The 25,640-nt window shown below is 68.1% G+C and carries 12 protein-coding genes; 6 read left to right on the top strand and 6 right to left on the bottom strand.

Annotation, left to right across the window (positions count from 1 at the left end; genetic code table 11):
- Positions 1-125 precede the first annotated feature (125 nt).
- The 4 genes from BM193_RS15355 (at position 126) to BM193_RS15340 (ending at position 5,415) form a co-directional block, all read left to right on the top strand.
- Positions 126-1,316, top strand: coding sequence for a DUF2252 family protein (locus tag BM193_RS15355; RefSeq protein WP_254786230.1), 1,191 nt, complete (start codon positions 126-128; stop codon positions 1,314-1,316).
- 171 nt (positions 1,317-1,487) lie between these two features.
- Positions 1,488-1,967 carry a sigma-70 family RNA polymerase sigma factor gene (locus tag BM193_RS15350; protein ID WP_092798013.1) on the top strand — a complete coding sequence of 160 codons (480 nt, stop codon included), beginning with the start codon at positions 1,488-1,490 and terminating at the stop codon, positions 1,965-1,967.
- 1 nt (position 1,968) lies between these two features.
- Positions 1,969-2,937 (top strand): FecR domain-containing protein, encoded by a 969-nt coding sequence (locus tag BM193_RS15345; protein ID WP_092797343.1) that lies wholly within the window; start codon positions 1,969-1,971, stop codon positions 2,935-2,937.
- Between the two features lie 60 nt (positions 2,938-2,997).
- Entirely contained in the window at positions 2,998-5,415 is a 2,418-nt protein-coding gene (locus BM193_RS15340) for a TonB-dependent siderophore receptor (RefSeq protein ID WP_254786228.1), read from the top strand.
- Between the two features lie 60 nt (positions 5,416-5,475).
- Here BM193_RS15340 and BM193_RS15335 read toward each other — a convergent pair whose 3' ends face one another.
- Positions 5,476-7,026 carry a hypothetical protein gene (locus tag BM193_RS15335; protein ID WP_139176091.1) on the bottom strand — a complete coding sequence of 517 codons (1,551 nt, stop codon included), beginning with the start codon at positions 7,024-7,026 and terminating at the stop codon, positions 5,476-5,478.
- A gap of 181 nt (positions 7,027-7,207) precedes the next feature.
- On the opposite strand from BM193_RS15335, the gene BM193_RS15330 reads away from it, so the two are divergent.
- Both BM193_RS15330 and BM193_RS28435 read left to right on the top strand, forming a co-directional pair.
- Positions 7,208-7,705, top strand: coding sequence for a hypothetical protein (locus BM193_RS15330; protein WP_139176090.1), 498 nt, complete (start codon positions 7,208-7,210; stop codon positions 7,703-7,705).
- 145 nt (positions 7,706-7,850) lie between these two features.
- Positions 7,851-8,123, top strand: coding sequence for a hypothetical protein (locus BM193_RS28435; RefSeq protein ID WP_139176089.1), 273 nt, complete (start codon positions 7,851-7,853; stop codon positions 8,121-8,123).
- A 113-nt stretch (positions 8,124-8,236) separates the two neighbouring features.
- On the opposite strand, the gene paoC is transcribed toward BM193_RS28435, so the two are convergent.
- From paoC to BM193_RS15305, 5 genes are all read right to left on the bottom strand, one after another.
- Positions 8,237-10,447 (bottom strand): aldehyde oxidoreductase molybdenum-binding subunit PaoC, encoded by a 2,211-nt coding sequence (gene paoC / locus BM193_RS15325; RefSeq protein WP_092797339.1) that lies wholly within the window; start codon positions 10,445-10,447, stop codon positions 8,237-8,239.
- A gap of 4 nt (positions 10,448-10,451) precedes the next feature.
- Positions 10,452-11,420, bottom strand: coding sequence for an FAD binding domain-containing protein (locus BM193_RS15320; protein ID WP_092832419.1), 969 nt, complete (start codon positions 11,418-11,420; stop codon positions 10,452-10,454).
- Complete coding sequence (gene paoA / locus BM193_RS15315; protein ID WP_254786223.1) at positions 11,417-12,091, bottom strand: aldehyde dehydrogenase iron-sulfur subunit PaoA; 675 nt, start codon at positions 12,089-12,091, stop codon at positions 11,417-11,419. The genes BM193_RS15320 and paoA overlap by 4 nt, the downstream gene beginning before the upstream one ends.
- A gap of 72 nt (positions 12,092-12,163) precedes the next feature.
- The gene (locus BM193_RS15310) at positions 12,164-12,883 is read right to left on the bottom strand and encodes an RNA polymerase sigma factor (protein ID WP_092797337.1); all 720 of its coding nucleotides are present in this window, start codon (positions 12,881-12,883) and stop codon (positions 12,164-12,166) included.
- Positions 12,880-25,512 carry a filamentous haemagglutinin family protein gene (locus tag BM193_RS15305; protein ID WP_092797336.1) on the bottom strand — a complete coding sequence of 4,211 codons (12,633 nt, stop codon included), beginning with the start codon at positions 25,510-25,512 and terminating at the stop codon, positions 12,880-12,882. The genes BM193_RS15310 and BM193_RS15305 overlap by 4 nt, the downstream gene beginning before the upstream one ends.
- Positions 25,513-25,640 lie beyond the last annotated feature (128 nt).

Here is a 25,640-nt window from a genome sequence, read left to right as displayed (position 1 = left end):
TGATTTCCAAAAATAAAAGATAGTTGCAGCTTAATCCAGGCGAAGTTGTCGCTCTGTTAAGCATTTCACGGCGAAACAAGGCATTCGGGCATAGTATGGAGGAAACTTACCAAAAGGAACGCACCTTGCCCAGATTGCCCGCCCCCGACCAGCGCCGCCAGCCGCTGCTGGACCGCCGCGATGAAAAAATGGCCCGCTCGCCGCACGCCTACGTGCGCGGCAATACGGCGCAGTATTACGAATGGCTGCAGGCGCAGCCGGGCCACAGCCTGCCGGAAGGCCCGCCCATCTGGATATGCGGCGACTGTCACGTGGGCAACCTGGGACCGCTGGCCGGCGCCGATGGCAGCGTGGAAATGCAGATCCGCGATTTCGACCAGAGCGTGATCGGCAATCCCGCGCACGACCTGGTACGCCTGGCCCTGTCCCTGGCGACGGCCGCGCGCGGCTCGTCCCTGCCCGGCGTGGTGACGGCCAGCATGCTGCAGCACCTGCTCGACGGCTACGCCTTTGCCTTCCTGCCCGGCGAACTGCAAGTCGCCCTGCCCCGTCCCGCCGTCGTGCGCACGGCCTTGCGCGGCGCCGCGCAGCGCTCGTGGAAGGAACTGGCCGAGGAGCGTTTCCTGGAAACCCGCCCCATCATCCCCATGGGCCGCAACTTCTGGCCCATCTCCAGGGAAGAAAAGAAGGCCATCGCGGCCCTGTGCGACACGTCCGACCTGCGCGCGCTGGTGACGCGCTTGAAGTCGCGCAGCAAGAAAGTGACACTGGAAGTCATCGACGCGGCCTACTGGGTCAAGGGCTGCAGTTCCCTGGGCCTGCTGCGCTATGCCGTGCTGCTGGGCCTGGGCGATGGCGAATACTGCCTGATCGACATCAAGGAAGCCGTGCAGGCCACGTCCGTGCGCTATGCGGATGCCAGCATGCCGCGCGATAACGCCAAGCGCGTGGTGGCCGGCGCGCGCCACCTGTCGCCGGCGCTGGGCGAACGCACCATGCCGCAGCGTTTCCTGGGGCGCGGCATCTTCGTGCGCGAACTGCTGCCGCAAGACCTGAAGCTGGAAATCGACGAGCTCAGCGTGGAAGACGCGGCCAGCACGGCCAGCTACCTGGCGTATGTGGTCGGCTGCGCGCACGCGCGGCAGATGGACTGGTCGACCGGCATGCACTGGATCAAGGAACTGCAGACGGACCGCCACGACGGCAACCCGATCCCCCCCTGGCTGTGGAACAGCGTGCTGCAGCTGATCGCCAGCCACGAGACGGGCTACCTCGAGCATTGCCGCCGCTATGCGCAGCGGCGCCAGGCCAGCTGAGGCCAGCCTCCATTGACATTCGGGCACGCCGATGTAAAATGAGAACCATTCGCATTCAAGAAGCACCTGCACGCGCCCTCTCCCAGCGGCATGGAGGACTTCAGCGCCAACCTGGAGTGTGCCGTGACGTTTGCCCCAGCCCCCGCCGCCGAGCCACAAGGCCCGTTTTCCATGAGCCAGCTGTATGGCGAGCACCATCCGTGGCTGCTGCGCTGGCTGCGCGGCAAGCTGTCGTGCACGGACCACGCGGCCGACCTGGCGCAGGATACCTTTGTGAAACTGCTGGCCACGCCGGACGAACGGGCCGTCACCCTGCGCGAGCCGCGCGCCTACCTGACGACGGTGGCGCGGCGTTTGCTGATCGACCATTACCGCCGCCAGTCGCTGGAGCAGGCGTGGCTGGCCACGCTGGCGCAGCTGCCCGCCCCCGTCACGCCGTCCGTGGAAGAACGCCTGCTGATCCTGGAAACCCTGCACCAGATCGATGCCATGCTGGACGGCCTGGGCGCCAAGGTGCGCACGGCGTTCCTGCTGTCGCAGCTGGAAGGCCTGGCCTACGCCGACATCGCGGCGCGCCTGAAGGTCAGTGAACGCACCGTCAAGCGCTACATGGTGCAGGCGTTCGAGCAATGCATCCTGCTGCTGGCCTGACATGCGCGCCGGCATCGATGCGCGCGCCGCGCGCGAAGCGGCGCACTGGATGATGCGCCTGCAAGGCGGCGAACTGGACGAGGCTGCCTGGCAGGCGCTGACCCGCTGGCGCGCCGCCCGCGCGGAGCATGAAACGGCCTGGCAGCGGGCCGAGCACGTGTGCCGCACCTTCGGCATGCTGCCCGCGCCGCTGGCGACGACCCTGGCCATGCCCGTGCTGGAGCGTCCGGCCAGCGCCCCGCGCCGCGCCGCCGTGAAGACCCTGGCCCTGCTGATCGTTGCCGGCCCGGCCGGCTGGGCCATGCTGAAGGTGGCGCCATGGCAGGCATGGACGGCCGGCCTGCACACGGCGACGGGCGAGATCCGCCACCTCGCGCTGGCCGACGGCAGCCGCCTGAGCCTGAACACGGCCAGCGCCGCCGATATCGTCTTCAGCGATGCGCTGCGCCTGGTCGCGCTGCGCGGCGGAGAGATTCACGTGGCGACCAGCCCCGATGCGCGCCAGCGTCCGTTCATCGTACGCACCAGCAACGGCAGCATCCGCGCCATCGGCACGCGCTTCACGGTGCGCCAGGATGACAGCCTGCTGGGGGCGCGCAGCCACGTGGCCGTGTCGCAGGGGGCCGTGGAAGTGCGGCCCGCCGACGGCCCACCCGTGATCGTGCAGGCAGGCTGGCAAGCCAGCTTCGACGCGACCCGGGCCAGCGCGCCGCAGCCGCTGGCGCCGCATGCGCACGCCTGGATCAAGGGGCTGCTGTACGCGGACGCCACGCCGCTGGCCGACGTGCTGGCCCAGCTGGCCCGCTACCGCCACGGCATCGTGCGCTGCGATCCGGCCGTCGCGCGCCTGCGCGTCTCGGGCGTGTACCAGCTGCGCGACACGGACGCGCTGCTGGACTTGCTGCAGGCGTCGCTGCCCATCCGCGTGCGGCGCCACGGCCGCTGGTGGATATCGGTCGGGCCCGCATAAATTTTTTGAAAAGCATGTCCCTTTCCCGCATGTGCCCCGTCAATCCACACAGACCAACACATGAACGAAGGGAATCAAGCAATGAAGCACTACCGCCACACCGGCATCACCCTCACCCTGCTGGGCAGCCTGGCCCTGGCGCCGCTGGCGCAGGCGCAGCCGCACCAGGCGCCTCCCGCGCGCCACTACCAGGTGGCGCCCGGCCCCCTCGGCACGGCGCTGTCCGCCTTCGCGGCCGACGCCGGCGTCAGCATTTCCGGCGCCGCCGGCCTGTACGCGGGCTTGAACAGCCGCGGCTTGAACGGCAGCTACCAGGTGGCGGACGGTTTCGCCCGCCTGCTCGATGGCAGCGGCCTCGTCGCCATCGACCAGGGCGGCGGCAACTACGCCGTGCGCAAGCTGCCGTCCGCCGCCGAGGCCACCACCCTGCCGGGCATCGCCGTGCGCGCCACGGCCGAGCGCAGCACCAGCACGGAAGGGACAAATTCGTACACGACGCCGGCCACGGCCAGCGCCACGGGGCTGGTGCTGTCCTTGCGCGAAACGCCGCAATCGGTCAGCGTCATCACGCGCCAGCGCATGGATGACCAGGATCTGCTGAGCGTGCGCGACGTGCTGCGCAACACCCCCGGCATCGCCGTCAACCAGTTCGACACGGAGCGCAGCACCTTTTCCGCGCGCGGCTTCGAGGTCGACAATTTCCAGTACGACGGCGTGCCCACCACGTACAAGGTGCAGTATTCGGGCGGCGAATCGGAAATGGACTCGCTGATCTACGACCGCGTGGAAGTGACGCGCGGCGCCACGGGCTTGCTGACGGGCGCAGGCTACCCGTCCGCCTCGATCAACCTGGTGCGCAAGCGCGCCGGCGCCCGGCAGTTCGAGGGACAGCTGTCGCTGGCGGCCGGCTCATGGAGCGACTACCGGGGCACCGTGGACCTGGCCGCGCCGCTGAACGAGGAAGGCTCCGTGCGCGGCAGGGTCGCCGCCGCCTGGCAAGACCGCAAGTCGTTTACCAATGGCTATTCCAACCAGCGCCAGATCGCCTACGCCACCATCGAGGCGGACCTGGCGCCCGGCACGGTGGCCAGCGTGGGCGCCAGCTACCAGAAGAATGATCCGAAAGGCAGCAACTGGGGCGGCTTCCCCCTGTGGTACAGCGACGGCACGCGCACCGATTTCGACCGTTCCGTCACCACGGCGCCCCGCTGGGCCGCCTGGGCTACCGAGCAGACCAATGTGCACGCCACCGTGGAACACGCGCTGGGCCAGGGCTGGAAGGCGCAGGCGCAAGCCATGTACAGCAAGCACACGGAAGACACGCCCCTGATCTTCCTGGCCGAATGGCCGGACAAGGTGACGGGCCTGGGCATGCTGGGCTACCCGAACCGCTACATCGGCCAGCGCGACCAGAGCAGCGCGGACGTGAAAGTGTCGGGCCCGTTCAGCCTGGGCGGGCGCGAACATGAAGTCATCGTCGGCGCCAACTACACGGCCCAGCACGCCGAATTCAAGGTCAAGGAAGCGCTCGATCCCGAGGACATCGGCAACTTCCTCGCCTGGGACGGCAACTACCCGCAGCCGGCGTGGGGCGAACCCGTGCTGTCGGAAAAATACACGACCAGGCAATACGGCGCCTACGGCGCGGCGCGCCTGAACCTGGCCGACAACACCAAACTGATACTCGGCGGGCGCTTGACGCGCTGGGACAAGGACCGCATCGGCTTTGACGGCAGCGCGCGCTTTGCCTTTGCCAAGAGCAAGTTCGTGCCGTATGCGGGCGTGGTGGTGGACCTCGACGAGACGGTTTCCGCCTACGCCAGCTACACGGACATCTTCCGCCCGCAGGAAAACCAGGACCGCGCGGGCGCCTGGCTGGACCCGTTGACGGGCCAGAGCATCGAAGTGGGCCTGAAGGGAGAATTGGCCGGCGGCCGGGCCAACGCTTCCGTCGGCATCTTCGAGATCAGGCAGGACAAGCTGGCCCAGCCAGACGGCGCCCACCGCGTGCCCGGCACCACCACGCAGGCGTATTACGCGGCGCGCGGCGCCACCAGCCGCGGCATCGAGGCAGAATTGTCGGGCCGCCTGGCGCCGGGCTGGAACGTGACGGCCAGCGCCAGCCACTTCCGCGCCAAGGACCGCGACGGGCAGGACATCAACAGCCTCTCGCCGCGCTCGACGGCGCGCTTGTTCACCACCTGGAAGGCACGCCACGACATCAGCGTGGGCGGCGGCGTCAACTGGCAAAGCAAGTTCTACTATGACGGCGAAGGCCCGCGCGGCACGGAGCGGGTCACGCAGGACGCCTACAGCACGGTCAGCCTGATGGCCAGCTGGCAAGTGTCGCGCCAGCTGCTGGCCCAACTGAACGTGGAAAACGCGCTGGACAGGAAATACATCAACATCAACACCTACGCGCAAGGCACCTACGGCATGCCGCGCAGCGTCAGGGGGACGTTGACGTACCGCTTCTGAGGCAGCCGTCCGCCGCTGGTGCGCGCGCGGGACGGGCACTGGTAGCAACACGATTCGTGCCTATCTGAGCTCGTCCACGCGCGCGGCCGCGTACTTCACATGCAATGCAACGTTAAAAATCGGCATCTCGCAGCGTTGCCAATCAGAGGAAGGCATGCGGACATCCGCCGTGCATGGCCCGGCCAGGCGCCGAACCGCCTGAGTTTCAGCATGCAACCTTCCTTCCGACACGATCTTTATATTATCGTCAGGCAGAAGCTGCCGGATTGCATTCGCCACTCGCCGGGCCCGTAGCTGCGCCTGCTGCACCAGCTGATGGCCATCTTTATCGTCAGGCGCTGCCGCATTCTGGCCACCGCCGAGCACCAGCACCAGCATGCTGCGCGGGACGCCCGCGCCACGCACCGTCAAGACGGCGTCGTGCAGCCGCTCCAGCATCCGCGCATTCAACTCGTCACCACGCGATGCCAATCCCAGCTCATGCGTCAGGTCGAAACACATATCCATCGCCGGACTGCTGCTCATGACACGCAATGAAGCCGAATCAAAACGCAGGGACGTTTCTCTCCGCACCACTTGTTCCGTGCCGAAGATCGTCGATCGATCCGGTCCTCGCAGGCTGAAGCGCACAAGAGAGGTAGCGCCTATGCCTGTCCACAACACATCAGCGCCATGCAATAGCAATCGCCCCGTTTCAGTGCGACGACAGTCGAGAATAGGCCTGCCGATCAATTCGCTGGCGCGTTCAACGGCGCCCAATTCCGCCTCGGCTACCTCGATACTGACATTCGGGATGCGAATACCCATGGCTTCGAACGCCAGCTGCGACAATCTGGTGGGGCCGGCGTAAAAAAGTACGAAGGCAAGGGGCAGGAAGAAGAAAAAAGCATATTGCCACCAAACAATTGGACGTACGGCGCTGCGCGCAACCGCGTCTGCCGGCCGGCCTGACCTCACCGTAATCAGGATCAACAAGGTGAAAAGACCGGCCAGGAATAAGCCTATCCATAGCAAGGTAAAAACCATCACGCCTTTGACGAGAACAAGCCTCAACATCACGACGAATACAGTAATGGAAAGTAACACTGGCAATGCGCCACGCAGGGGAGCCGGAATGTTATCCAGTGGACTCATGCTATTTCTCGTCGCTGCCTTGCGAAACCGGCGTATTCTTTTGGGAATCCAACGCAAGCGGGGCCACCAGCGAGAAGTTGGAAGGGACGCTATTTCCTGGATATATCGCCATGGACGAAACGCCGATAATTTTTTACGTCTGAACCGGCTTTTTTGCCAGAGCCAAATGGCAAGCTGCAGCACCCATAATGCCGAGACAGTGCCATACATCCAGAGTACGCCATAGATAACACTGAAGGCCAGCGCAATGAACACAAACAAAATGACCTCGCCTGGTGCCAGGGCGGAAGGAAAAAAATGAATTGAAAACAGATATGAAAAGACGACGATGGTGCCGATGGCAAGGGCAATCTTGTAGGCCAATGATGCCAGGTGATTGACGTTTTCCAGGCGCACGGTATTGTCTTCGTTTCTCTGTGGCACCTCAACTGGCGTTGGCGTTTCTGTCGGCGTGGAAGATGGATTTTCGGATAACATACCCCTTCCCCCCGTTGACACAATGGACCATGACACCCACAAACGACCTTGCACCGGCGTATAGAGATGTAAAAATCAGACGTCTCGCTGGCAAAATAATTCACGCCTCCCTAAAAATACCAGTACAGCATTGTTTCGTGCAAAGACGATGCGACGCCGCTGGTGCCCTGCCGCTGCCTGAATGACTCCCCTCTCCATCGACGCACTCCCGGTCATTGCGCGGCAATGCCTCGCCGTGGCTTGCCTGCAGCGCTTTTGCATGCGCCACGCCATGCACCATCCGGCCCTCACCGCTTTCATCGACCACGTCTGGAAAGTGGCGCAGCTACAAGCTGGCGAGTTTGCCGCCTGGGAACGCGGCTTCGCCGCCTTGCCGATCAGCGGCATGGGCGACCCCTGGCCGGACGACATCCGCCTGGCCATCCCGGAGACTATGCTCGACGACCTGATGGCGCTGGTGCAGCACGTGATGGAAACGAGCGCATCCACCTGGCATGGCGATGACTTGGCGGCTTCCAGGCGGCAGCTGGAAGCCGTGCTGCGCATCTGCGGGCGGCATGGCGTGGCCGTGCCGGCGCTTGGGCCTCATGCGCAGCACGCTGCGCGGCCGGGCAAGGGCTGGGGGCCGGCGCTCACGGACGCGGAAGTGCGCGCCTGGAAAGGCCTTGCCGCCACATGATGCCAAGCGGGCGTGTACCTGGCGCCGCCATATGGCCAAGCACAAAAATAGCGCGCTGATTCACTGTAACGGCATGGTATGCTAATTTCCTTTCAAGCAATATCGACATTCCGGTATTTGCCTAGCCCCTTTTCATTCGAGCGCCATGAATTATCTTTTGCTTGCTGCCTGCCTTGCCCTTGTTGCCCTGGTATTTGTCATACTGAAAAGAATCTTTTTCCCTGCGCGATATGAGATGGATGAAGGGATGGAGGCACCGGAATTCGATTTGCGCGCAGCGACACTGCCGGATGACATAGCCAACGCGGCCGCGCGCCATGCCCTCGTCAAGACGCTGGCAAAGCAACGCTACACCTTGAATTTTTCCAAGAAAGAAAGCCGCTCGAAAGCGATCCGCCATTTCTTTCGGGGTTACTGAAGCACTGACCGCAAGCTGATCCCAGGCCGACCAATGCTGGCCGGCCTGCGATCACCCACTGCGCCATGCCACGCGCGTCGCCGGGCTGCGCGGCGGCGTCGCAAGACGCGGCATCAGGCCCGCGCCATCGCCTTGCCATCGAGCTTGCCGATCAGCTTGTCCAGGGTCACCGGATACGCGCGCACCCTCACCCCCGTCGCGTTGTACACGGCATTGGCGATGGCGGCCGCCACGCCGCAGATACCCAGCTCGCCCACGCCCTTGGCTTTCATGGGCGAGGACATGGGGTCGGTTTCGTCGAGGAAGATGACGTCCTGGTGCGGGATGTCGGCATGCACGGGCACTTCGTAGCCGGCCAGGTCGTGGTTGACGAAGTAGCCGCGGCGCTGGTCGACCACCAGCTCTTCCATCAGGGCCGCGCCCACGCCCATGGTCATGGCGCCGATCACCTGGCTGCGGGCCGCCTTCGGATTCAGGATGCGGCCGGCCGCGCAGACGGCCAGCATGCGCCGCACGCGCACTTCGCCCGTGTCGCTGTCCACGCCCACTTCGACGAAATGGGCGCCGAACGTGGATTGCTGGAACTTTTTATCCAGGTCGCCGTATTCCATGCGGTCTTCCGCGACGATATCGCCATGGTAGGCGGCCGCCGCCAGCGGCACGCTGCGCTCGCCCTGGCTCACCTGGCCATCCGAAAAACGCACCTCTTTCTCGTCGAAAGCGAGCTTGCCGGCGATGGCCTGGCGCAGGCGCACGCAGGCCGCATACACGCCCGCCGTCGAGCTGTTGCCGCCCCACTGCCCGCCCGATCCGGCCGAGACGGGGAAATCCGAGTCGCCCAGGCGCACGACGACACGGTTCAGGGGCACGCCCAGCATTTCCGCCGCCGTCTGGGCAATAATCGTGTAGCTGCCCGTGCCGATGTCCGTCATGTCCGTTTCCACCGTGATGATGCCGTTGCCATCGAGGCGCACGCGGGCGGCGGACTGCATGACGAGGTTGTTGCGGAAGGCGGCCGCCACGCCCATGCCCACGAGCCAGCGGCCATCGCGGCGCATGCCCGGCTGGGACTGGCGCTCTTTCCAGCCGAATTCCACGGCGCCCGTGCGCAGGCAATCGATCAGGCGGCGCTGGGAAAACGGTCGGCCCGGTTTTTCCGGGTCCACCTTCGTGTCGTTGAGGATGCGAAAGACGATGGGGTCCATCTTCAGTTTATCCGCCATCTCGTCCATGGCGATTTCCAGCGCCATCAGGCCCGGCGCCTCGCCCGGCGCGCGCATGGCGTTGCCTTCGGGCAAATCGAGCACGGCCAGGCGCATGGCCGTCATGCGGTTGGCGCCCGCGTACAGCAAGCGCGTCTGCATCACGGCCGTTTCCGGCTTGCCGCCTTTCAAATCGCCGGACCACGATTCATGGCCGATGGCCGTGATCTTGCCATCGCGCGTGGCGCCGATGCGCAGGCGCTGGATGGTGGCCGGCCGGTGCGTCGTGTTATTGAACATCAGGGGCCGCGTCAGGGCCACCTTGACGGGACGCTGCGCCGCGCGCGCGCCCAGGGCCGCCAGCAAGGCTTCCGCGCGCACGAACAGCTTGCCGCCGAAGCCGCCGCCGATGTAGGGCGAGACGATGCGCACCTTGTCCTTCGGCACGCCCAGGGTGCGCGCCAGGTCGCCCCGGCCCCAGTCCACCATCTGGTTCGCCGTCCACACCGTCACCGCATCGCCATTCCAGCTGGCAATCGAGGCGTGCGGCTCCATCATCGCGTGCGACTGGTCGGGCGTCGTATACGTGGCATCGAGGCGCACGGGGGCGCTGGCATAGGCGCCCGCGAAGTCGCCCGTCTTGCTGTCGGGCTTGTCGTCCTTCGGCTTGGTGGCGCTGCCTTTCGCCTTCGCCAGGTCGAACACGCCCGGCTGTTCCACATAGCGCACGTCGAGCAGCTGCGCGGCCGCGCGGGCCTGTTCAAACGTTTCCGCCACCACCAGCGCGATGGCCTGGTGGTAATGCTCGATGTCCGGCCCGGCCAGCAGCTTCGCCGTGTTCATCTTGCCCTTGCCCAGCTTGCCCGCCGATTCCGCCGTCACGACGGCCAGCACGCCCGGCGCGCGCCGCGCCGCGCTGGCATCCAGCGAGGCGATGCGCCCCTTGGCGATCGCCGCGCCCACCACGTAGCCATACGCGGCGTTCGGCGCGGCGCTGTTCTGTTCATACGCGTACGGCGCCGTGCCCGAGGTTTTCAGGGGACCGTCGATGCGGTCAGTGGGACGGCCCACGACTTTCAGCTGGTCGATGGGATTGGTGGTCGCAGGTGTGGAAAATTTCATGGCCTCAGCCTTTCGTCGTGTGCGCTGCTTGTGCTTCGGCCAGCACGGATGCCACGCTGCGCTGCGCCAGGGTGAGCTTGAAGGCATTGTCTTGCGTCGGCCTGGCGCCCGCCAGCAGGCGTTCGCTCACGGCGGCGGCGCCATTCGGCAGCGCCTGCTCGGCGGCGGCAATCCGCCACGGCTGCGGCGCGACGCCGCCCAGGGCCAGCCTGCCCGTGCCGTTCGGCAAGATCACGGCCGCCACGGATACCAGCGCGAACGCATACGAGGCGCGGTCGCGCACCTTGCGGTAGAGGTGGGTGCCGCCCAGCGGCGGGGGCAAGACCACACTGGTGATCAGCTCGCCCGGCTGCAGCACGGTTTCCAGCTGCGGCGTGTTGCCCGGCAAGCGGTAAAAGTCGGCGATGGGGATGCTGCGCGCGGCGCCGTCGGGACGCACCGTGTCGATGCTGGCGTCGAGCAGGCGCATGGCCACGGCCATGTCGCTGGGGTGCGTGGCGATGCAGGCCTCGCTGCCGCCCAGGATGGCCAGGGGCGGGCTGAAACCGCCGATGGCGGAACAGCCGCTGCCCGGCACGCGCTTGTTGCACGCCTGGTTGGTGTCATAGAAATACGGACAGCGCGTGCGTTGCAGCAGGTTGCCCGCCGTCGTCGCCTTGTTGCGCAGTTGCGCCGAGGCGCCGGCCAGCAAGGCGCGCGACAGCACGCCATAATCGCGCCGCACCGTGGCGTGCGCGGCCAGCGCCGTGTTGCGCACCAGGGCGCCGATGCGCAGGCCGCCGTCCCTCGTCGCTTCCACCTGGTCCAGCGCCAGGCCATTGACGTCGATCAGATGCGCGGGGGTCTCGATTTCCAGTTTCATCAGATCGAGCAGATTCGTGCCGCCGGCGATGAACTTGGCGCCCGGCGTGCGCAAGGCGGCCGCCGCCGCTTCGGCCGGGGTGGCCGCCTTCTGGTAGCTGAAGACTCTCATGCGGGCCTCCCCGCCACCTCGGTGATGGCCTCGATGATATTGGAATAGGCGCCGCAGCGGCAGATATTGCCGCTCATGCGCTCGCGCAATTCTTCCGGCGTCACCGCGGGGCGCGCGGTCAAGTCCGCGCTGACATGGCTGGGGATGCCCTGGCGTATTTCACCGAGCGCGGCGATGGCCGAACAGATCTGCCCCGGGGTACAGTAGCCGCATTGATAGCCGTCATGCGCGATGAAGGCGGCCTGCATCGGATGCAGCTTGTCGGGCGTGCCCAGCCCCTCGATGGTGGTGACACTGGCACCGTCATGCATCACGGCCAGGGTCAGGCAGGCATTGATGCGCTGGCCGTCGAGCATGATGGTGCAGGCGCCGCACTGGCCGTGGTCGCAGCCCTTCTTGGTGCCCGTCAGGTGCAGGTGTTCGCGCAGGACGTCGAGCAGGCTGGTGCGCGTGTCGATTTCCAGGCTGTGGCGCCGGCCGTTGATGTCCAGGCTGACGTGCATCAGGACGGGCGGCACCTGGCCCGCCTGGGCGGCCGTGTTGACCGCTTCCGCCGCCCCGGTGACGCCGGGCACGGCCACGGCGGTGGCCGACAGCGCGCCGGCGATGAGCAGGCCGCGCCGGCCCGCATTCACCTCGTTGATCGGCTTGATCTCGCTCATCTCGCTCATCTCGCGCTTCCTCCTGGCTGGTGGCTGGGTGGGCGCATGCAGGCCCGAAGTTCCAGTCTACCGGCAGGAGGCTTACGCGTCTGTACGCGAACGAACGTTCAGCCGCAGGCCGCGCCGCGTCGTGCCGACGCCGCCCTGCGCCGCGTAGCCCGTGTGGCGGGCGCAGTGGTCGAGCGCCTGGCGCAAGGCCGTATCGACGTTGCGCAGCGACATGTCATGCCGCTGCGCCACTTCCTGGCGGGTCAGTTCGTCCACGCGCAGCGCTTCGAGCACTTGGCGGTGGCGCCGCGGCAGCAGCTCGACGGCCTGCGCCAGGCGCCGCACGTCCGCCTGCAGCTCGGCCAGGCGTTCCGGCCCGGCCGCCGTATCGGCGAGGAACTCGACCAGGCCCGCATCGCCGTCCTCCTCGCCCGCGTCCGCATGCAGCCAGGCGCGGCTGCGGCGCAGGCTGTCCATGGCCGCATTGCACGCCACGCGGAAGACGTAGGCGACGGGGCTGTGCGCCAGCGGCGCGGGGCCGCCCACCGCCAGGGCGCCCAGGCGCAGCCAGGCGTCGTGCAGGCTGTCGCTGGCCAGCTCGGCGCAGCCCAGGTGGCGCGCCAGGCGCCGGTGCAAGCCCGCGTAATTGTCTTCCAGCACGGCCTGCAGCCGGGCGCCCTGCCCTGGCGCGTGCTCCTGCGCCACGTCGTTGGCCGCCGGCAAGCGGGGCCGGATGACGGGCCGGTACCAGGCCATGGCCGCCTGCCGCAGCGCCGGAGCCGCCCCCGCTGCGCCCGCCAAGCCGGCCATCATGGCGACAACCTGCTGCGCTCCTGCGCCGTCAGCTGGCGCGTGGCCGATGCCGGCAGCGCGCCCAGGCCCAGCACGCGCACGGCGCTGCGCGGGTTGTAATCGGCCGCCTCGGCGCGCGCGCCCTCCTGCGGCGCCGCTTGCGCGCTGTCGGGCGGCGCGTCATTGCCGAACCCCAGCACGCGCACCGTGAACACGGAGGGCTGCGCGGCGCGGGTGGCGGCGCGCTCGCGCTGCACCACGTCCTGCGCGGCGGCCGTGGCCTGCGTGGCGGCCGCGCTGGCGTTCGTCATGGCGGCCACGTTGACGGCCGCCACCGCCGGCATGCCCTTCGCTTCGCCCTTGACCTGGATGTTCGCCGCGTTCATCACCGTCAGCGCGGCCAGGTTGACGCTGCCCGAGACGCGGATGCCCGCCTCGCCCGCGTCGATGGTGCCCAGCGGCGCCAGCAGGTCCACGTCGCCGGCCGGCACTTCGGCGATCGGCGCCAGGGTGGCGATGCCGGCGCCCGTGCTGGGCACGTCGGACGCCAGCGTCACATTGCCCCAGTTGTCATACACGCGCTTGGGCGGCGTGTAGACGATGGTCGACTTCGAACCGCGCCCCGCGTTGATGTCGCCCTGCGACGACCAGCCGAGGATATCGCCGCCAAACGTGGTCATGATGCGGCTCTGGCCCAGCAAGATGCTGCCGTGCGAAAACAGGTCGATATTGCCGCCGCCCTTGGTGATGACGCCCGACGTGGCCGGCGGCGCCTCGCCTTCGATGCCGAACACCTGCTTGCCGCCCGGCGTCAGCAGCTGGATATCGCCGCCGAAGTTGGTGTGCACATAGCCGCTGCGGGGCACGATGCGGTCGTAGTTGCCCGAGCCCGCGTTGTAGAGACCAAACGTGCCACGGTACATGACGATGTCGCCCGCATAGGCAATCGCCTTGCCGCTGGCGTCCGTGGCCGGCGCCAGGGCCGCGATGGCATTGCGGCTGCGCAGGAAGCTGCCATGGCGCGGGCTGTCGGCGTCGTTGAACTCGCGCCCGCCCGCCTTCAGTTCCGCAAAATACACATTGCGGGCGAACACGCGCTGCTGCGGCTCGGCCAGGGCCAGATAAAAGGCCAGCGCCTCGGCGGCCGTGCCCTTGAAGCCGTAGCGTTCATTCAGCCAGCCGGCCAGCTCGGCCTCGTACGATTTCACCACCTTGCCGGCCTGCTCGGCCAGCGGCACGCCCGCCTGCGCCACGTTGGCCGGGTCCAGATACGGCTTGACGAAGCGCAGGTAGTCGAGGCCGGCCGCGCCCACGCCCGCCTGCATGGCGATGCCGGCGCCCGCACGCTTGTCGCCTGGAACAACGGGGCCGAGGCTGACGACGCTGCCCTTGTCCTGCATCAATATGTTGCGCCCGGCGCTGATATCGAGCGTGCCGGGGCCGGCCACCTTGAAGGAGCTGCCCAGGATATCGCGCCCGGCCGACACCAGCGACACGTCATGCGCGTTGTTGTGCACGAACAGGTTGCCGTCAGTGTTGAACATCATGCCGCTCAGGCTGTCGTTGCCGGCCACGCCTTCCAGCTGCGCCGTGCCGCTGCTGACGATGTCGCGGCCCGCTTTCATCCAGACGGGCTGCGCTCCCTCATGCCAGGTGATGCCCGCGTGCCTGGCGTCATAGAATTCGACGATGCGGCCCACGCTGACGCCCAGCAGGTCGCCCCTGGCGGCATAGATGCGCGCCGTCTGCGTGCCGCTGTTGCCTGGGCCGGCGGCCGTATCGGGACCGAAGGCGAACAGCGGATATTTGTTTTCCGCGGCCGGCGCCCCCGTGCCGGACAGATTGCTGGCCAGCGTTTCGTTCGACCACGCATTGGGCGGCAGCGCAAGATAAGCTGGCTTGAATGGCGTCGCCATGCTGCCCACCGCCGCGCCGGACTGGCCGATGGAAAAACCGCCCGCATAGATGGAATCGCCGGCCAGCCATTCCAGCTGTGCCTTTGGCGAAGGCGCCAGCAGCAAGGGGGCCGCATAGCTGTTGGCGCCATTGCTGTCCGTAACCGTCTTGCCGTAGTACAGGCTGCCATGCGCTGCGGCAACGCGCACGATGGATGGATAGATGGTGGCGAAATCGGTTTCCGTGCCTATCGCCGCCGCCAACGGCGTCAGGTTGCCGCCGGCGGAAAACAGGTCGAGCGCCGTGTTCGGCGTCCACAGGCTGAACCAGCTGAAGCCGAGGCCCGCTTCGCCGGACGGCCCACGCACGGATGTCGCGTTGACCATCATGACGCGGCCCGGATCGGCCACATCCTGCAGCACCTGGTCGCCCAGGGTCGCCACGCTGAACGTGGCATCGCCCGGCACCAGGGTCATGGCGCCGTGCGGCGTGGCGCGCGTGGCCGTGAAGGCATCGTAGGCCCGCGTTTCCTTCGGCGCATGATCGGTGTTCTGCGTGCCGTATTGCAGCTTCAGGCTGCCCAGCTGCGCGGCCGACGTTTCCGCGTGGCCCCGCAAGTTGACGAGGACGCCATTCATGTGGCCGCCGCCCGCGCCCGGCGCGCCTGCCGGGTTGATGGCGCCGCCTACGCGCAGGTCCAGGTCGCCGCCGCCCGTCAGCACCATGCTGCCATCGGCGCTCACGCGGCCCGTGCCGCCCACCGCCAGCAGCAAGCCCTGCGAACGGGGATTGATATTGCCGTCATAGCTGCTGCCCTGCGCCAGCGCCAGCGCGCCGGCGTCGCCCGCCACGTCGGCGCGCAGGTTGCCGCCACCGAGGGTGCCGAAGCCCGTAAAGCCCAGCACGGCGTCGGCCAGGCTCCTGCGCCCCACGTAGGTGCCGAAATTGACCCACCACGCCACCGGCTGCGCCGCGCCGCCGGTGACGACATCGCCGCTGCCCTGGCGCCACAGCCAGTTGCCCACGGCCGTGCTGTCGTAGCCGCTGTCGGACGTGATGGGGCGCAGATTGATCGCCGCGCTGCCCGTCATCAGCGAGCCCGTCAGGTTGCCCCCCACCTTCAGCAGCAGATTGCCGCCCTGGTCCGGGTACCAGGCGCGGTAAATGCTGTCGGCGCCGCCATCGACCAGCGCCTCATGCGCGCCGTCCGGGTTGTTCAGCACCTTGCCGTCCGCATTGCGCGCCCGCGCCTGGTTGTACGGGTCGCCCGCCGCCGTCGGCACGGACGACATGCCGGCCGTGTACACGCCATACAGGCTGTCCATGCGCAGGTCGCCGCCGCTGACCAGGTCCAGGTCGCCCGTGCCCGTGCGCAGCACGCTGTAGCGCAGGCTGCTCTCCTTGTAGTTGAACGTGGGGTTCGACGTGCCGCACCAGGTGGGATACTCCTCGCACAGGGTGGGCATGCCCAGCGCCACGGGGTCGAGCAAGTCGCCTTCCTTGACGCTGGGATCCGCGAACTCTTCCGCGCCGACCTTGGTCCACACGTAGGCCACCTTCAGCACGCACAGGGACGGGTCACTGGCGCAGAGCTCCGCCACAGTCTGGCCGAACTGGCTGGTGAATTCCTCGGTAATGACTTCCCCCGCCACGATGCCCTCGACGCCCAGATCGGCAGCCGCCTGGCTCCAGTACTGCACGCCCTTCGGCGGCACCAGCACGCCATACCTGCCGTAATGGCTGTCGGCCAGGCGCAGGGTGCCGTGGTCCGGATGCGCCTGCACGGCGCGCGTGTCGGCCGCAGCGAGATCGGCACCGGCCACCAGGCGCATGCCCCACGCCTGCGAGCCTTCGGCCAGCATGGGCGCGATGGCCCACAGCTTGCCCTGGCTGCCCGCCACGTCCGGGCGCAGCGCGATCGATTCCACGCCGGCCATCAGCTTGACGTCCGTGCCGGACGGGATCAGGGAACCGACGGCCAGCGCCAGGTTGCCATTGAGTGCAAACACCGAACGTTCGCCCGCCACGCCGGGCAGCGGCATGCCCTTGGGCCAGGTCATGGCGCCCACCTTCACCGCTTGCGCCAGCACGCTGCCTGCATCGAGGCGCATGCCGGCCGTCAAGGTCTGCGGCGTGGCCAGCAAGGTACCTGCCGCATGGACGATGTTGCCGGCGCCGTCGCGCACGGCGGCGGCCAGCACCGTGCCGGCTGGCAAGGTCACGGCCTGCGCCAGGGTCACTGCCACGGGCAGGCGCGTCTGCGCGTCCAGATTGAAGCCCTTGACGGGCAGGTCGTAATTGAGCACGGCGCCGCCCGGGAACAAGGTGCCGTCGGCCACGGTCACGCCCTGGCCCGGCACGATGATGTCGCTGCCATTGATGTCGCGTCCGGGCAGCAGGACCCAGCCCTTGTCATCCTGGGTGGCCGGTGGCGGCGCGAAGCCGTCGTTGATGCTGCCATAGATGCTCAGGTCGCCGCCGGCGCGCAGCAGCAGGCTGCCCACCTCGCCCGACCCGCGCACGGTCGTCTGCGGGAAGCGCGGATTCAGGCTGGCATAGCGCATGCCGGACAAGTCCAGGTCGCCCCGCACCACCAGGTCGCCATCGGGCGTCTTGCTGACGATATCGACGCCGGGGCGCAGGTGCAGCGCCTCGGCATACGCGGCCGTGGCCAGGCCCGCCAGCTTGCCGTTGCGCAAGTTCGTGTTGGCCAGCGCCGCATCGATGAAGGCCGTGCTGTCCGCATGCTTGCTGTCGAGATATGCCTGGTTGATCACCTGATACGGGCGGCCGCTGGCCGACAGGTCCGTGGCGTAGGCCGCGTCGTCGTAGCGCTGCATGGCGTTGACGGCGATCGATTTCGCGCCGCGTATGGTCAAGCCGCCGCCGGCCGCAATGGCGATGTCGCCAAACGTGGCCGCGTCAAGATCCGTGCGCGCGCCGCCGCTGCCCAGGCGCGGCGCGCTCAATTCCACCGTGCCGCGCGCGGCGCCGTCGTGTTCGCCCTTGCCCTTGCCGGCCACGGCCGCCGTGCCGTGGCGCACGTCGATCTGCGCGCCGCCCGCCAGGCTCAACAGGCCTTCGCCCCCGTTCAGCTCCACCGTGGCGCGGTTCGGGCTGTCGATGATCTTGCCATAGCTGTCGACGCGCAACAGCGTGCCATGCGCGTCGAGCACGGCGTTGCCGGCCAAGGTGAGTCCATGCTGGCCGGCCAGGCGGATGCTGCCCACGCGCTCGCCGCTGGCATCGATCACGCCGGCCACCGTCAGGCGGCCATTGTCGAGCGATACCTGCACCTCGCCCGCCTTGAGTTCATTGCCAATAGTCAAATCGCCCTGTTTCAGCTGGAAGCTGCGCGCGCCCGTCACGCCGCCGTCCGTCAGGCGCGTGTTCAGCGACGCGAACTGGCTGTCCGGCGTGCCGCCCGCGCCCAGCGTCTGCGCGCGCACCTCCACGCTGCCTTTCTTGTAGGGCACCACGGTGCCGCCCGCGTCGTAGCTGCCGCTGGCGCCGCCCAGTATCCTGCCCTGCAACTCCACCATGCCGGCCGCGCCATCGAGGGCCACGGCCTTCAGGCTGCCGGCGCGGTTGTTCTCGGCCGACAGGTCGATCACGCTGCCCGCGGCCTGGCGGATATCGCCGGCGCGGCTGTCCAGGACCACATCGCCGCCCCAGCTGTATTTGTCCACGTCGAAGAAGGTGGACTTGCGGCCCGCCAGGTCGATGCGCGCGCCGTCGGCCAGGGCAATGTCATGCCGCGCGTCAATCGTCAACTTGCCGCTCGGCAGCACCACGGCCGTGGCCACGCTCACGCTGTCGCCGTTCAGCGCCAGTTGCGCGCCCAGCCCGTCGTTGTTCCTGACGGCAGCCGCTGGCGCCGCGCCGGCCGGCGCCGCCACCGTCAGCGCGCCGCCCGCCGTGTAGCTGTGCGACGAACCGGCGTCGCCCGTCAGCAATGGCGTGCTGATATCGAGGTTGCCGCCGCTGTATTGATACCCCTTGCCCGCCTCGTAGGCGCCCTGCGCCTGGTAGACGGACAGGCCACCCTTGTGGTTGGCCGTGACCTGGCCCGACGCCTTCAGGTTGACGTGGCCAAAGCCCAGCGCCAGGCGGTCGAACGAAGCGACGCCGGCCGGCTGCGTGAACGGGCCGAAGCCGAAATCGATGCGCTGCGCCTCCAGGTTCAACGTGCCGCTGCCCGTGCCGGCGCCGTGCGCGATGACATTGCCGGCCGGCGAGACCGCGCCGCCCCAGATCAGGTTGGCCGTGCGGATGGTGGCCACGGCATCAGCGCCGCCCTGGCCGTACATGGCGGGCGTGGTCAGCACCAGGCGTTCCAGGGTCGATTTTCCGCTGGTCTTGTCGTAGGTATCGAGCACCACGTCGCCATAGAAATTGACGCTGTCGGCCGCGCTCAACATCAGCGCCTGCAGGGCCGGCGCGCCCGTGCTGGTGTCGCCGCGCAGCAGGCGGTCCAGCACGCCCTGGTTCATGGCCAGGCCGCTGGAACGCGTGCCGTTGGCCTGGGCCGCCGCCAGCGCCTCGCTGCTACCCATGTTGATGGCGCCCACGGACAGGCTCAGGTTGCGCGTGCCGTAGCGGGCCGAGTCGTCCAGCTCGAAGCCGCCATTCGTCGACAGCAGCAAGGTGCCGTCCGAATACAGGCTGGCTGTTCCCTGGTCCGTGCAGGCGTCGCCGCACGCGCCGACGCGGATGCCGCCACGCGCCGCACCGCCGACCGGCGCCACGTTGAGCAAGCCGTTCGAGGCGGCCAGCATGTGCATGTCCGCGCGGCCCTTGTAGATGAAGCCGTCGTTGGCGTCATACGCCGCCTTGCCCCGTCCCACAGTGTTGATGCCGGCGCCGGGCGCGATATCGATCAGGCCGTCGCCCAGCATGGCATTGCTCGGGTCCATGGCCACGAGGAATACCTCGGGCGCCGACAGCACGGCGCCCGCGCGCAGGTAGATGGCGCGCGCCGACTGCACGCCGAAGTTCACGTAGTTGCCGCCCTGGCCATAGGTCACGGAGGGGATATTGCCCACCACAATGCGGGCCGCGCCGATATTGTTCAGGCTCGAGGCGCGCACGCTGACCAGCCCGGCGACGCCGGTGGCCGGCGCGCCGTCGGCGAGGATTTCAATGGCGCCATCGGTGACATTGCTCGACCCCAGCATCACGGTGCCGCCGTAGCCGCCCTCGGCCGCGCCGAACTTGCCGCTGCCATTGAACTGGAACGCATCCAGGCCGCCGTCCTGCACCAGGGTCAGCTTGAGCGTCTTGGCATCGGACGGCAGCATGGCCCGGGGAATGCCGCGCGTTTGCGCGTCGGCCAGGGCAAACGCGGCATAGCCGGTCTCGTTGTACTGGGAATACGTGCGCAAGACCTTGGCCGGCGTGAGTATCAGCTGGCTGGCCAGCGGCGCGCGGATATCCGTGCCGGCAATCGACAGGGTGCCGGGCGCGGCCCAGGAACCGTTGCGCAGCTGCTGCGCCAGCGTGCCTGCGCTGCCCTGCCCCGCCAGGCCATTCAATTCCACGCGGAAGGCGCCCGGCAGCAAGGCATAGGTCGACGGCATCAGGGTATAGGTACCGGCGGGCAAACCTGCCACGCCATTGCCGATCGTCACCTGCCGGCCCACGGCCGCATCGGACGCGCCCTTTTCGCCGCCGGCGGGCGCCTGCGGCGCCTGCGCGCCGGGCACGATGGCGTACACGGGATTGGTCGCCAGGCCCGGCAAGACGAAGCCGCCATTCGCGCCCGCCTGCAGCAGCGGATGATAGCGCGCATCGGTGGAGCCGCCGCGCCCGGAAATGAAGCCGGCGCCCGCCAGTTCGCCGCCGCCGGACAGGTCGAGCAGCGCGCCCGGCCGCACGTCCACGGCCGCGCCCGCCAATTCCACGCCGACGCGCAAGCTTTCCTGCGCGCCGAAGCCGCCCACGCCCATCAAGGAGGCCGGCTTGCCGTTGACGTTCCAGGTCTGGCCATCGACGGTGCCGCCATATGGCATGACGAGGCCGGCGCCGCTGACGGAGGTGATGCTGCTCGACAGCAGATTGACGCTCAGGCTCTTCTCATGGTCATAGCCGGCCGCGCCGATCGCCAGGCGTCCCAGCGGCGCGCGCACGACGCCGCCCTGCTCGATATGCGCGGCGGCCAGTTCCAGCGAGCCGAAGGCGGCATACGGCATGCGCGGCACGTCAGCCGTGCTGCGGCCGATGGCCAGGCTGCGCGCCGGAGCGTAGCCAATCTTGCCGTTGATCAAGCCATAACCGGCGCGCACGGCGGCGCCGGCGCCCGTTTCCGGATACAGCTGGGCCGCGCTGAGGCGCATGTCACCCGGCGTGGACAGCACCGTCGTCGGCTGGTTGCCATCCCAGCCCAGCGGCGAGAGCAGGAAACGCAGGTCGCCGCGGCTGCTCAGGCGCACGTCGTCGGCGACGATGTTGACGAGGCCGCGCACATCGATCAGGTCGCCTTCGATGCGGATCTGGCGGGCGACCGGCGATGCGCCCGCACTGCCCGGCGTGACATAGAAATCGCGGCCGGCCGGCTTGATGCTGGCCAGGCGCACATACGGCGCCGCCAGGCTGACCGTCGCGTCAGGCGAACTGCCGGGCGTCAGCGCCGGCGCGCCATACAGCTGGAGGCTCTGCCGCATCGTCAGCGCCACGTCGCCGCCGAAGGTGACGGCGCCCAGCAGGGCCAGGTTGCCGAAGCCGCCCGCCTCCACCTGATCGACGGACAGGCGGCCATGGCCGTATTGCAGTGCCTGCGCGGCGTCCTGCGCCGCATCCTGCGCATGCGCGCCGCCGGCCAGGTCGCTGGCAACCTTGCGCTGCGTGACGCTCATCTGGCGGCCCTGCAGCACCCGGGGCGTGGCCAGCGTTTTCAGGTAGACGGGGGAGCCCGTGGCCACGGACAGGCTGCCGCCCGCCGCGCCCGCGCCGCCCGCCCGTGCCAGCAGCTGGCCATCGAGGTACAAGCCATTGTTCGACGCCAGCGCGATGCTGCCGCCCGCGCTGGCCACGTCGATGGCCGCGCCGTTCACGTCCAGCACGGCGTGCGCGCCGGAAGCATCCAATACGGCGCCGTCGCGCACGACGACGAACAGGCTGGCCGCCGACGTGCTGCCCTGCGCATGGTCGATCTCGCCGCCGACGACGATGCTGCCGCCATCGATCACCTTGCCGTAGCGCCGGCCCTGCGCGTCGGTGGCCGTGACGGCGCGCGCCGCCACGTCCAGCACGGCATTGTCGCCGATCCAGATGGAACGGCCATGGCCGGCCGCCTCCACCGCTTCGGACACGTTCACGTCCACGCCCACGCCGCCCAGGCTGATCTTGCCGCCCCAGGCGTTCAGGCGCCCGTCCACCGTCAGCTGGCCCACGCTGGCCAGCCTGATGGACTGGCCCGCATCGACGCCCACCACGGCGCCCTTGCCTATCAGCAGCTCGGCGCCGGCCATGTCGGCCGCGCCGGACTGGATATCTCCCACCTGCAGGGCCAGGCTGGCGCCCTTGCGCTGCGCCAGGCTGCCTTTCAGCGCATTGTCCGTGAACTGCTCCGGCGTCCACAGGGATAATTTCTCGTTATCCACCACGCGCAGCACGGGCATGCGCACGTCGACCTGCGTGCCGTCCGCCACCGTCAAGCCCTGCTTGCCGAGCAGGCTGTAGCTGGAAAAGCCCTTGTCGAAGAAGTCGCCGCCCAGGTGCAGGGTGCCGGCCTCGGGTTTTTCAATTGTGCCGATCACAATCTTGTTCGCCTGCAATTCCAGCTTGCCGCCGCCCGCCACGCCATGGCCGCGCACTTGCGCGCCCTCGCCCAGCACCAGGTCGGCCTTGGCGCCGTAGCTGGCCAGGGTCACGCTGCCGCCCTTGCCGCCTTGCTGTTTCGCCTGCGCCAGGATGGCCGCGCCCGAGCCGGCGTCGATCACGCTGCCATCGCCGATGCGCACGTCGCCAAAGGCCCGCAGCGACACATTGCCGCCATTGATATATGGCAAACCGGCGGCGGCCAGCGGATCGCGCAGCACATTGCTGAGCAGCCCGCTGGTGTCGAGCGTGACGCCGTCGGCCAGCACCAGCTGGCCCGCTGGCCCGCCCGGATTGATGACGGTGTCCAACATGCCCAGCGCACCGACCTGGTTCAGCACATTGCCGGCCAGGATGCTGCCGCCATGGCTGCGCAGGCTGGCATTGATGGCCACGTCCTTGCCATACAGGGTGATATTGCCGCCATCGGCCACCTGCAGCGCGCTGTCGACGGTGATGGCGCCTTGCGCGGCGATGCGGATGGCGCCCAAGTGTTGGTCATTGAGCAAATTGGTATCGAGCAGCAGCCTGGCCTGGCGCTCTGAAGCCAGCGCGCCTGTCACGTCGAGGCCGGCGGCGATGCCGTCCTGCACGCGCGTCAGGCGCACCTCGTCCATGACGGCCGACAGCGCATGCTGCAGCACGCCCGTGCGCTTGTCGAACATCGACTGGTACTGGCCGACGATCAATTGCCCCCGCTGCGCGGCCGCCAGCTGCGACTGCTGGTAGCCGTCCAGCAGCGCCTGCGGCACCTGCGTCTGGCGCTCGCCCTGGAAGACCTCGCCCGCGATCGCCCCTTCCAGCACGGCCGACCCCGTCGCGATGACCAGCTTGCCCGCGTCGCGGCCCACCGTATAGCCGTTTTCCAGGCGCTGTTGCGCGGCGATCAGGGGATTGGCGTAGAAGGCGCTGGCATCCTTGCCCCAGCGCGCATGTTCTTCCTCGTAGCCCTTGTACACGCCCGCATATGCCAGGTCGGCCGGCGCGCTGCCCGCCTCATGCAGCTTGCCATCGGCGCCTTTCAGCCAGGTCTGGCGCAGCATGCCCGTCTGCACATCGAGGGTGCCGCCCGACAGGTTGATGCCGGAGCCGGCCTGCGTGACGACGTCCTTGCCGCCGAAGCTGACCGTGCCGCCCTGCGCCATCCATTCGCTGACGGAATGGCCCTGCGTGCCCAGGTAGCCGGCCACTTCCAGCAAGCCGCCGGCCGTGTACCAGCGGTCGCTGTCATAGCCGTTCGTGCCCTTCGCTACCAGCACCAGCTTGCGGCGGTCGACCCAGATATTGTTGTTGAGCAAGGCCTTGCCGTCGCGGTTGACGGGCGCGTCGCGCTGCTCGTTGCCCTGCACGTTGATCTCGACATTGTTCGCCTCCATCGCCACCTTGACGCCCACGGCGCCGGAAACGTCGAGCTGGGCGCCGTCGCGCAGCAGGCTGCGGCTGGCAGCGTTGACGGCGATCTGCCCGCCCGTGGCCAGGGTCAATGAATCGCCGAGGAATTCCACCGTGCCGGCGCTGCCGATCTCGATGCGCGACTGGTCGCGGCGGTCGTTGACAGCGAGAATATTTTCCGTCGATGCCACGGCCGGGCCGCGCATGGCGTCGCGCTGGCTGTCGAGCGCCGTGGTCTTGCCGTCGTCCTCGATGACGATGGCCGTGGTGGCGCCCCGTCCCACGGTGACGCCCGCATCGCTGCCCAGCGCGTTCAGGTGGATGGTGCCGCGCGTGGCCGCCGTGGTGGAAGCGAGCACGACGCCGTCCTGCTGCACGGTGCGCCCCGCCAGGGTGACGTCGCCTTCGCGCGCCTGGATCAGGCCCGTGTTGACGACCTTGCCCGCCGTGCCGCCGGCCGCGAATTGCGGCGTGACTTCGCTGCCGCGCGTGGTCGACAGCGGATTGCCATCCGTGCCTACGCCTTTTTTAATGGTAAAACTGTCGCCGGCGGCCAGCAGGGCCTGGCCTTTCGGCGTGCTGATCTCGCCCCCGTTGTGCACTTCCTTGCCAAGCAGCATCACGTAACCGCCGCCTTCCGTGCTGCCCTTGGGCAGATTGCTGGCCAGGCGCGCGCCCGCCTGCACCTGCACCTTGCCGCCCGCCTCCGTCAACGTCGTGGCGCCGGCCGTGCCGGGGCTGTAGATGCCGTTCTTCTGGAACTGCTCGTCGCCGATGCGGGCCGCGGCCGCCACCAGGTTGCGCGTATCGACCTGGCTCGTGCCGGTAAATACGATGCCGTTGCGGTTGACCAGCAGCACCGTGCCATCGGCCTTGATCTGGCCCTGGATCTGGCTGGGACGGGACTGCGGATCGTTGACCCGGTTCAGCACGGCCCACTCCTTCTGCTGCTGGAACGTCACTGTCGTGTCCTTGCCCACATTGAATGTTTCCCAGTTCAGGATGGCCTTGTCCGCCGTCTGCCGCACCACCACGGCCGTCTTGCCGTCCGCCACCGTCTGCACGGGCGCCTGGGCGTTGAGCCAGCCGGCCGTCAGGCTGTTGGTGTCGACCTGCAGGCCGCCCTGCGCCAGGCCGTTCGGCACACTGGCGCCGCCGGCGGCCGCCTGGCGCGCCTGCGCCTGGGCCGCTTGCTGCGCGGCGATGGCGAGCGCGGCCAGGTTCAGGTTATTGAGCGAACGCTGCAACTGCTGATTGGCCTGCTGTTGCTGGCCTTCGGGCCGGCTGCCCTGCGGCAGCGGCTGGCCGTTCGGCAGGCGGCCCGACGTGCTGGCCGCGTCTTGCGCCACACCCTTGGCCGCGAACCAGCCGCCGCTGAACGCCTGCTGCGCGCGCGCCGGCGTGCCAAAGGCGCCCGTCACCAGCATGGTGGTCAGTGCGCAGGCAAGCGGCGTGAGCCGCAAGCGGCTGCCCAGCGTGGAGTTACGCTGCGCGCCCGTGTCGACGTTCGGGACGGGGCGCTGGGCAGTGTGAAGCTTGGTCATGGCAATGGTTTCCTGGCTAGAGAGAAGGGAACGGAGCCTGGCTGTCGCGCAAGCGTCCATGCCTCCATGACGTAGCTGGACGACGGAAGGGATACTGTTTTTTGAAAAATATTTTCTGTCAACGGCGC

It is taken from the genome of Janthinobacterium sp. 344, assembly GCF_900112025.1.
Lineage (GTDB): Bacteria > Pseudomonadota > Gammaproteobacteria > Burkholderiales > Burkholderiaceae_D > Janthinobacterium.
This window is presented reverse-complemented; position numbering and strand designations above follow the sequence as displayed.

Coding starts and splice junctions, on each gene's coding strand:
- BM193_RS15305 (WP_092797336.1), bottom strand. CDS start 25,512: ATGACCAAGCTTCACACTGCCCAGCGCCCCGTCCCGAACGTCGACACG.
- BM193_RS15335 (WP_139176091.1), bottom strand. CDS start 7,026: ATGTTATCCGAAAATCCATCTTCCACGCCGACAGAAACGCCAACGCCA.
- paoC (WP_092797339.1), bottom strand. CDS start 10,447: ATGAAATTTTCCACACCTGCGACCACCAATCCCATCGACCAGCTGAAA.
- BM193_RS15310 (WP_092797337.1), bottom strand. CDS start 12,883: ATGATGGCCGGCTTGGCGGGCGCAGCGGGGGCGGCTCCGGCGCTGCGG.
- BM193_RS15330 (WP_139176090.1), top strand. CDS start 7,208: ATGACTCCCCTCTCCATCGACGCACTCCCGGTCATTGCGCGGCAATGC.
- paoA (WP_254786223.1), bottom strand. CDS start 12,091: ATGAGCGAGATGAGCGAGATCAAGCCGATCAACGAGGTGAATGCGGGC.
- BM193_RS15345 (WP_092797343.1), top strand. CDS start 1,969: ATGCGCGCCGGCATCGATGCGCGCGCCGCGCGCGAAGCGGCGCACTGG.
- BM193_RS15340 (WP_254786228.1), top strand. CDS start 2,998: ATGAACGAAGGGAATCAAGCAATGAAGCACTACCGCCACACCGGCATC.
- BM193_RS15350 (WP_092798013.1), top strand. CDS start 1,488: ATGAGCCAGCTGTATGGCGAGCACCATCCGTGGCTGCTGCGCTGGCTG.
- BM193_RS15320 (WP_092832419.1), bottom strand. CDS start 11,420: ATGAGAGTCTTCAGCTACCAGAAGGCGGCCACCCCGGCCGAAGCGGCG.
- BM193_RS28435 (WP_139176089.1), top strand. CDS start 7,851: ATGAATTATCTTTTGCTTGCTGCCTGCCTTGCCCTTGTTGCCCTGGTA.